At 67.6% G+C, this 8,154-nt stretch carries 6 protein-coding genes; 3 read left to right on the forward strand and 3 right to left on the reverse strand.

All coding sequences use genetic code 11. The features are described 5' to 3' along the window. Positions 1–44 precede the first annotated feature (44 nt). On the forward strand, positions 45–3,068 hold the full coding sequence (locus AC6LKG_RS12535) for a PAS domain S-box protein (protein WP_498164810.1): 3,024 nt from the start codon (positions 45–47) through the stop codon (positions 3,066–3,068). A gap of 123 nt (positions 3,069–3,191) precedes the next feature. Next, entirely contained in the window at positions 3,192–3,551 is a 360-nt protein-coding gene (locus AC6LKG_RS12540) for a hypothetical protein (protein WP_498164811.1), read from the forward strand. 17 nt (positions 3,552–3,568) lie between these two features. Here AC6LKG_RS12540 and AC6LKG_RS12545 read toward each other — a convergent pair whose 3' ends face one another. Together AC6LKG_RS12545 and AC6LKG_RS12550 are read right to left on the reverse strand one after the other, a co-directional pair. Next, positions 3,569–4,987, reverse strand: coding sequence for an RNA polymerase factor sigma-54 (locus AC6LKG_RS12545; protein ID WP_498164812.1), 1,419 nt, complete (start codon positions 4,985–4,987; stop codon positions 3,569–3,571). Between the two features lie 199 nt (positions 4,988–5,186). Beyond that, a complete protein-coding gene (locus AC6LKG_RS12550; protein ID WP_498164816.1) occupies positions 5,187–6,107 on the reverse strand; it encodes a sigma 54-interacting transcriptional regulator in 921 nt (306 codons plus the stop codon). A 201-nt stretch (positions 6,108–6,308) separates the two neighbouring features. Here AC6LKG_RS12550 and AC6LKG_RS12555 point away from each other — a divergent pair, with 201 nt between their 5' ends. After that, positions 6,309–7,676: a sigma-54-dependent transcriptional regulator gene (locus AC6LKG_RS12555; RefSeq protein WP_498164813.1), complete on the forward strand. Its 1,368-nt coding sequence runs from the start codon at positions 6,309–6,311 to the stop codon at positions 7,674–7,676. Positions 7,677–7,697: 21 nt separating this feature from the next. On the opposite strand, the gene AC6LKG_RS12560 is transcribed toward AC6LKG_RS12555, so the two are convergent. Next, positions 7,698–8,081, reverse strand: coding sequence for a hypothetical protein (locus tag AC6LKG_RS12560; protein WP_498164814.1), 384 nt, complete (start codon positions 8,079–8,081; stop codon positions 7,698–7,700). Between the last annotated feature and the right edge of the window lie 73 nt (positions 8,082–8,154).

The following is an 8,154-nucleotide window of genomic DNA, read 5'->3' on the forward strand; positions in this document are numbered from 1 at the left end:
GCCGCGTGGCCGCAATACAGTCTGGGTAGCCTGCAGGAGATGACATGCTGACCCAGCGCGACCGCGCACCTCATTCCTGGACCGACACGCTCGTACGACTCGAAGACGAGCGTCTCATGTTGCAGCAGATTGCCGCCGGCGTGCCGCTGGCCGAGGTGCTGGACCACATGCTGCGCGCCATCGAGGCCCAGTCCAGTGTCGATCTGCGGGCGGCCATCGCGCTGGTCGACGACAGCGGCGCGTTCCTGCGCCACGGCGCGGCGCCCAGCCTGCCCGCCGACTTCAACGCCGCTGTCGAGCGGGTGCCGATCGCGCCCGAGATGGCCTCGTGGGGCCTGGCGGCGGTGTCCAGCCGCCCGGTCTACGTCGAGGATATCGCCAGCGATCCGCTCTGGGAATCCTGGCGCGAACGCGCGCTGACGCACGGCCTGCGGGCCTGCTGGTCGACGCCCATCCTGGCCACCGACGGCCGCTTGCTGGGCGTGTTCTCGAATTACTACGCCACGCCGCGGGCGCCGTCGGTCGCCGATATCGGCGCCATCGCGGTGGTCACGCGCAGCGCCGCGCTGGCGATCGAAAGGCACCTGACCGAGACCGCGCTGCGCCGCAGCGGCGAGCGCTGGCGCGCCATGTTCGAAGGCATGCAGGAAGCCTTCTTCCTGAGCGAGGCGCTGCGCGACGCGGCGGGCCGCATCGTCGATTTCCGTTTCATCGAGGTCAATCCCGCCTTCGAGCGCCAGAGCGGCATGAAAGATGGCGATACGCTCGGCCATACATTGCGCGAGATGATTCCCGGCGTGCCGGACCGGATCCTGGACACCTTCGCGCAGGTGGTCGAGACCGGCGAACCGGCCCAGTTCGAATTCGCGGTCCCCGCGCCGCGGGCGGCCTGGTACGAGGCGCGCGCGCGTCGCGAAGGCGACAACCGGATGATGGCGCTGTTCCTCGATGTCACGGCGCGCAAGACCGCGGAAGCGGAACTCTGGGAGGGGCAGTACCGCAAGAATTTCGTGCTGGCGCTGGGCGACCGCATGCGTGAAATGCAGCAGCAGGGCGCGATCGAACAACTGGCATGCGAGAGCCTGGGGCAGCATCTGGCGTTGGGACTGGTGGCGGTGGTCGATTGGCCGGCGTTGGCCACCGGGCCAACCGTATCGACGCGCTGGACGCCGCCCGGCGGGCCTGTCGGCGACAGCCTGGAACCGGGCTTGCTGGCCCGGATCCATGCGGCGCTGGACGAGGGCCGCACGGCCTGCATGGAGCCGTTGCTGGCGCCGTCCGATGGCGATTTCCAGCCGTCCACCATCGTCGTGCCGATGGACCGCTGGGGGCGGCGCGGCGGCGCGCTGGTGGCGCAGACGGCGGCCGGCTCGCGGCTCAAGCGCGGCGACGTGGCCGGTATCGAGGACGTGACTGAACGGCTGTGTGGCGCGGTCGAGCGCTCGCAGTACGCGCGCATGCTGGAACAGCGGGTCGAGCACGCCATTGCCGAACGCGACCGCATCTGGCGCATGTCTCCGGAATTGCTGGCGGTGATCGATGCGCAGGGGCGCTATGCCAGCGTCAACCCCGCGGTGCGGCCGATCCTGGGCTGGACCCAGGAGCAGTTCCTGGCCATGGGGCTGCGCCAGTTGATCCACCCGGATGACTATCAGGCTACCCGCGACGCATTGGCGCAGGCGCGCCGCGCCGACGCGCCGCAGGGCGCGCGCCACCTGGAGAACCGGGTGCTCAAGCGCGATGGCGGTTATGCCTGGATCACCTGGAGCATGTCCTGGGCGCAGGACAGCCTCTATATGGCGGGGCGCGACGATACCGATCTGAAATCGCAGGCGGAGATGCTGCTGGAAACCGAGAACGCTTTGCGCCAGGCACAGAAGATGGAGGCGGTCGGGCGCCTGACGGGGGGCATCGCGCACGACTTCAACAACATGCTGCAAGGCATCACCGGGGCGCTCTACCTGATCCAGCGCAAGCTGGCCGCCGGGGTGCCGGAGCAAGCCGAGCGCTTTGTCGGCGTGGCCATGGATTCGGCCAATCGCGCGGCCCACCTGACTCAGCGGCTGCTGACGTTCTCGCGGCGCCAGCCGATCGATCCGCAGCCTTTCTCTGTCGCCAACACGCTGCAGTCGATGGCCGATCTGTTCCACCGCTATACCGGCGAAGGCGTCACGCTGGCCTTCGACCTGGAGACCGGATTGTGGCCGGTGCGCTGCGACCGCAACCAGTTCGAGAATGCCTTGCTGAACCTGGTGATCAATGCCTGCGACGCCATGCCGGACGGCGGCGAACTGACCGTGGCCGCGTGCAACACGCGCCTGGATCCGGCGTTCCTGCGGCCTTATCCCGGCGCGCAGCCTGGCGACTTTGTCGAAGTGCGCGTGACCGACGCCGGCTGCGGCATGTCGCCCGATGTGCTGGCCCACGCCTTCGACCCGTTTTTCACCACCAAGCCGTTGGGCGAGGGCACGGGGCTGGGGCTTTCCATGATCTACGGCTTCGCCAAGCAGGCAGGCGGCATCGTGACGCTTGAGAGCAAGGTGAGACAGGGCACGTCCGTGAGGATCTTCCTGCCGCGTCATGAAGGACAGGCCGCTAGCGCGGCGGCGCCCGCCTCCGCGTCGGCGGCCGGGGCCCGGCCCGGGGTTGCGCGCCAGGCCGTGGTGTTGGTGGTGGAGGATGACGCCAACGTGCGAGAGATGGTGCGCGAAAGCCTGGCGGAGCTGGGCCTGCGGGTGCTGACCGCCAACGATGGCGACGCCGGCCTGGAACAACTGCGCAACGCGGCCACCCTGGATCTGCTGGTCACCGATGTCGGCCTGCCGGGCTTGAACGGCCGCCAATTGGCGGACGCCGCGCGCGCGACCCGTCCCGACCTGAAAGTCCTGCTGATGACTGGCTATGCCGAAAGCGCGGCGCGCGGATCGGGCTTTCTCGGCAGCGGCATGGAACTGATCGTCAAGCCCTTTGCGCTGGACGCATTGGCCGAGCGCGTGCAAAGGATGCTGGAGCCTGCCGGCAGCGGTGGCGAAGCCGCGGCGGACGCGCCGTTGTATCCGCGGTCGTGATCCGTGCGCCGCTGGTTCAATCATCGGTAAAAATTGCCGGCGCCTGCGACCCCGCCCGCGCGTATCGGGGGCAGGCACGACGATTGCGACAGGGACAGGGCAACTCACACAAGGAGTGACCTTATGAAAATCCGTGCTTTGACTTATGCCGTCGTCGTTGCCGCCAGTCTGGGAAGCGCCGGCGCCGCCTGGGCGCAGTCGGCCAGCCCTTCAAGCCCTTCCACCACGCCGAACGATGGCACCGCGGTGCCACCGAACCGGCCGGTGCCGCCTGGCCAGGCCGCGCCGGCGCCCAATGCGCCGCCCAGCACGCCGAGCAAGCCGCCTCACCTGGACAAAAAGCAGCAGGCCCCGTCGTCGGGCGGCAAGCACTCCGGCGAGATGTCGAAAAAGCCGCGCGAAGCCAATGACAACGTGCCGCGCACGCCGGCCGGCGGCGCCACCCCGCCCCCGGGTTATCCGAACACGGGCGGCAGCAAGTAGGGTCGGGCGGCGCGGGCTCAGTGCTCGCGCCGCAATTCTGCCGGCGGCAGGCGCAATTGACCGCGGTATTTCGACACGGTGCGGCGCGCCAGCACGATGCCGTTGGTGGCCAGTTGCTGGGCCAGGGCCACGTCCGACAGCGGCATCGTTGGGTCTTCGGCCTCGATCAGTTCCTTGATGAGCGCGCGCACCGCCGCCGCCGAACAGGTGCCGCCGGAATCGGTGGGCAATTCGCGCGAGAAGAAATGGCGGAACTCGAACACTCCGCGCGGCGTGACCATGTATTTGCCGACGGTGGCGCGCGACACGGTCGACTCGTGCATATCGAGGTCGTCGGCGACTTCCTTTAGCATCAAGGGCCGTAGCGCCACTTCGCCGTATTCGAAGAATGTCTGCTGACGCTTGACGATGGCTTCGGCCACGCGCTGGATGGTGTTGTAGCGCTGCTCGACATTGCGCACCAGCCAGCGGGCTTCCTGCAATTCCTGGGCCATGGGGCTGCGGTCGTCCAGGCGTGCGCGCCGGAACAGGTCGGCGTAGACCTGGTGCAGGCGGGCCTGTGGCATGGCGCCGCGATTGGGCACCACGCGCCAGCGCGAGCGCCATTTGTCGACAAAGACATCCGGGACGACATAGGCCGGGGCCTGAACATCGTAGCGCCGCCCGGGCTTGGGATCGAGGCTGCGAATCAAGCCACAGGCGTCGCGCAACGCATCGTCGCTGCAATTGAGCTCGCGTCGGATGGCGGCGATCTCGTTGCGGGCCAGGCGCTCGAGTTCTCCGCGCACGATGCGCAATGCCAGCGTGCGCAGGTCCGGGTTCAGGCCGGGCGCGGCCTCCAGTTGCAGGACCAGGCATTCCTGCAGGTCGCGCGCGCCCAGGCCGGGCGCGTCCAGTTGCTGCACCAGCCGCAATGCCGCCAGCCATTCGCCGTCATCGGGCGGCGGCGAGAAGTCCGGGCTCAGGGCATCGCACAGGCTGGCCGGCGCGGCGCGCAGATAGCCATCCTCGTCCAGCGAATCAATGACGAATTCGGCCAGCAACCGGTCGCGCGGTCCGAGCCGGTAATTGCCCAACTCGAGCGACAGCTTTTCCCGCATCGAAACCGGCGCGCTGGCCCACTGGCCCAAGTCGTGGTCTTCGCCATCGCCGCGCGCCGGCAGCGGGTAATCGCCGGCATATTCGCGTGGCGGCGGCGGGGTGTCGGCGGCCATGGCCAGGGAGTCGCCGGCGCCGGCGGGCGGCGCTACGGGATCGGCCGGGTTCGCCCCGACCGGGCCCGCCGCTTGCTCGTCCGCTTCCTCCAGGAACGGATTGCTGGCCAACGCCAGCTCCACCGCCGTCGTGAATTCCAGCGCCGACATCTGCAGCAGCTTGACCGATTGCTGCAGGCGCGGGGCCAGGGTCATCTGCTGGCGCAGGCGCAATTCTTGCATCGGGTGTCCCAAGAAATTCTCCCATCGGCAGCCGCCGGAAGGGCAGCGCATCCCTGGATTCACGCAAAGATCATGCCTGCCCGCGATGCGGGCGGAGCGGGGGGCGTTGCCTGCGGGCAGGGGGCCAGGATTACAAGGGGACGGTAAATAATGCCGGGCGGGACAGGCGCAAGCGTGGGCCGGTCAGCGTCGGCAACGGTCAGGCGGCTGCCGGCCCGCCGACGCCTCTTTCGTAGACATCCAGGCGGTTGTAGAGGGTTTTCAGGCTGACGCCGAGCGTTTCGGCCGTCAGGCGCTTGTCGCCGCCGTGATACGCCAGCGTGGCCAGGATGAAATCACGCTGGGCGATGTCCAGCGCGGTGCCGACGGCGACGTTGAGCGTGCCATCCTTGAATTGGGCGCGTGCGGCAGTGCGCGCCGCGGGCAGCGCGGCATCCAGTTCGTCGTCATGGAGAATGTAGGCGCGTTGCACGGTATTGCGCAGTTCGCGCACATTGCCGGGCCAGTCATGCCGGGCAATGCTGTGCAACATACGCGCCGAGAACGTCTTGGCGGTGGCGTGGCGCTGGTTCAATTCATCGAGGAATCGCTGCGCCAGCAACGCCGCATCACCCTCGCGTTCGCGCAACGGCGGCACGCGCAGCGGGATCACCAGCAGCCGGTGCAGGAAGTCCTGGCGCAGGCGGCCGTCGGCCACGGAGGCGGCCGGGTCGCGGTTGCTGGCGCACAGGATGCGGGCATTGGCGCGCAGCAGGTCGGAACCGCCCACGCGCTGGTACGTGCCGCTTTCGAGCACGCGCAGGAAATGCACCTGCATGTCCAGGGGCATTTCGGTGACTTCGTCCAGGAACAGGGTGCCGCCACTGGCCGACTCGAAGTAGCCGGCATTTTGCGCCACCGCCCCGGTGAAACTGCCTTTCTCGTGGCCGAACAGTTCAGCATGGGCCAGCGCGCCACTGATGGCGCCACAGTTGACCGCGACGAAGGGCTTATCGGCGCGGTCGCTGGCGGTGTGGATGGCGCGCGCCACCACTTCCTTGCCAGCGCCGCTTTCGCCAACGATGAACACGCTGGCATCGGACGCCGCCGCCAGGCGCACCTGCGCGGCCAGCTTCTGCATGATGGGGGACAGGCTGGAGTCGTCCATGGTGCCAACCATGGTAGATGGGGGCCGGCGACAAGTATGCGTCGAGTTGCAAGTAATCGAAATCTTTGGTTCATTCTATCGAATTCTTGCGTCAAAGCCTGCTGGCTTGGCTATGCTCGACAGTGGCCGTGTAGATCCCGGGCGCGTTGTCCGGCAACGGCGCCGAGGGGGCCCATGCCACATCTGCTGATCGTCGACGACGATGATGCCATCCGCGAGACCCTGGCCGAAATCGGCCGGGATAGCGGCTTTACCGTCGCGCTGGCCGCCAGCGTGCGGGATGCGCTGCTCCAGCTCGAACGCCGGGCGCCCGATCTGGTGTTGACGGATGTGCGGTTGCCGGAAGGCAGCGGCATGGATATTTTCAAGAATGCCGGCGCCGCCAGCGCCGAGGTGGTGGTGATGACCGGCCATGGCACGCTGGACAATGCGGTCCAGGCGTTGAGGTTGGGAGCCACCGATTATCTGGTCAAGCCGATCTGCATGGAACGCCTCAATGCCATCCTGGCGCGGATTGCCTCCAGCGCTGGCGGCAGCCCGCCAGGTCAGCCATTCGAGGAGCCCGGGCGATTCGGCAAGATGTACGGCGACTCGCCGCCGATGCGCGAGCTGTACCGCCAGATCAGCCGGGTGGCGCCGACCGACGTCACCGTCCTGCTGGTCGGCGAAAGCGGTACCGGCAAGGAATTGGCCGCGCACGCCATCCATCAGTTGAGCGCGCGGCGCCAGCGGCCATTCCTCGCGGTGAACTGCGGCGCGATTTCGCCCCACTTGATCGAAAGCGAAATGTTCGGCCACGAGCGCGGCAGCTTCACTGGCGCCGACCGCCAGCACAAGGGGTATTTCGAGCGCGCCGATGGCGGCACGCTATTCCTGGACGAAGTCACCGAGATGCCGCTGGACCTGCAAGTGAAGTTGCTGCGGGTCCTGGAGACGGGGCAGTTCATGCGGGTCGGCACGCACCGCGAGGTCGGATGCGATATCCGTATCATCGCCGCCACCAACCGCAATCCCGAGCAGGCGGTGCGGGAGGGCAAGCTGCGCGAGGATCTTTATTACCGCCTCAACGTGTTTCCGCTGGCACTGCCGCCGTTGCGCGAACGCGGCGAGGACATCGCGCTGTTGGCCGACCGTTTCCTGCAGACGCAGAATGCCGAGAGCGGCGCCGGCAAGCGGTTCTCGGCCCGCGCCACGGCCGCGCTGGCGCAGTACGAATGGCCGGGCAATGTGCGTGAACTGAAGAACTTCGTGCGCCGCGCATTCATCATGGCCGAAGGCGACGAACTCGAGGCCGACCAATTGACGCCTCAGGTATCGCCTGGCGGCGAGTCGTCCGGCGGCCAGGTCAGCGTGCCCGTCGGAGAGACCCTGGCGGAGGCCGACCGCCGGCTGATCCTGGCGACGCTGGTGCGCTGCAAGGGCGTCAAGAAGCAGGCCGCGGCGCTGTTGGGCATCAGTCCCAAGACCTTGTACAACCGGCTCGAGGAATACGCCGCGGCGGGCCACTCGCTGCCGGGCGAGCCGCCGCAGGCGTCGCGCTGACGTCCGTCGCGCCTTACTGCCTTACTTACCGTGGCGCGTCTTCAGGTCGGCCATGCAGGCGTCCTTGGCGTTGCCTGACATGGCATCGCATTTCTCCTTGCCGACCTTGTAGTCCGCCTCGTTGCGGGTCTTGGCCGCGTCATGGTTGGCCTCGGCTTTTTCCACGGCGGCCTTGGCTTCGGCCCGGGCCTTGTCGCGGGCCGCTTCCGCCTGCCGCAGGCAAACATCCTTCTGGTTGCCTTTCATGGCGTCGCATTGCTTCTTGTCCTTGTCGTACTGCTTGTCGATCTGTTCGTCGCTGCGCACCGACATGGTCTGCGCGTGCGTGGGCAGCGCCAGGGCCGACAGGCACAGGGCCGCGGCGGGGATCAAGGCTCTGGACAGCGTGATGATGGATCGATTCATGGATGACTCCTTTGAACGGCAACGGCAGCAGGATCTGCCTTTGCGCAACCGTTGCCGAGCAAGTGGCGTGCCT

The organism is Achromobacter sp. 46006, assembly GCF_059761975.1.

What these genes read in the sequence shown, in the direction of transcription:
- AC6LKG_RS12535 (WP_498164810.1), top strand. Translation starts at nt 45, where the DNA reads ATGCTGACCCAGCGCGACCGCGCACCTCATTCCTGGACCGACACGCTC.
- AC6LKG_RS12540 (WP_498164811.1), top strand. Translation starts at nt 3,192, where the DNA reads ATGAAAATCCGTGCTTTGACTTATGCCGTCGTCGTTGCCGCCAGTCTG.
- AC6LKG_RS12545 (WP_498164812.1), bottom strand. Translation starts at nt 4,987, where the DNA reads ATGCAAGAATTGCGCCTGCGCCAGCAGATGACCCTGGCCCCGCGCCTG.
- AC6LKG_RS12550 (WP_498164816.1), bottom strand. Translation starts at nt 6,107, where the DNA reads ATGCAGAAGCTGGCCGCGCAGGTGCGCCTGGCGGCGGCGTCCGATGCC.
- AC6LKG_RS12555 (WP_498164813.1), top strand. Translation starts at nt 6,309, where the DNA reads ATGCCACATCTGCTGATCGTCGACGACGATGATGCCATCCGCGAGACC.
- AC6LKG_RS12560 (WP_498164814.1), bottom strand. Translation starts at nt 8,081, where the DNA reads ATGAATCGATCCATCATCACGCTGTCCAGAGCCTTGATCCCCGCCGCG.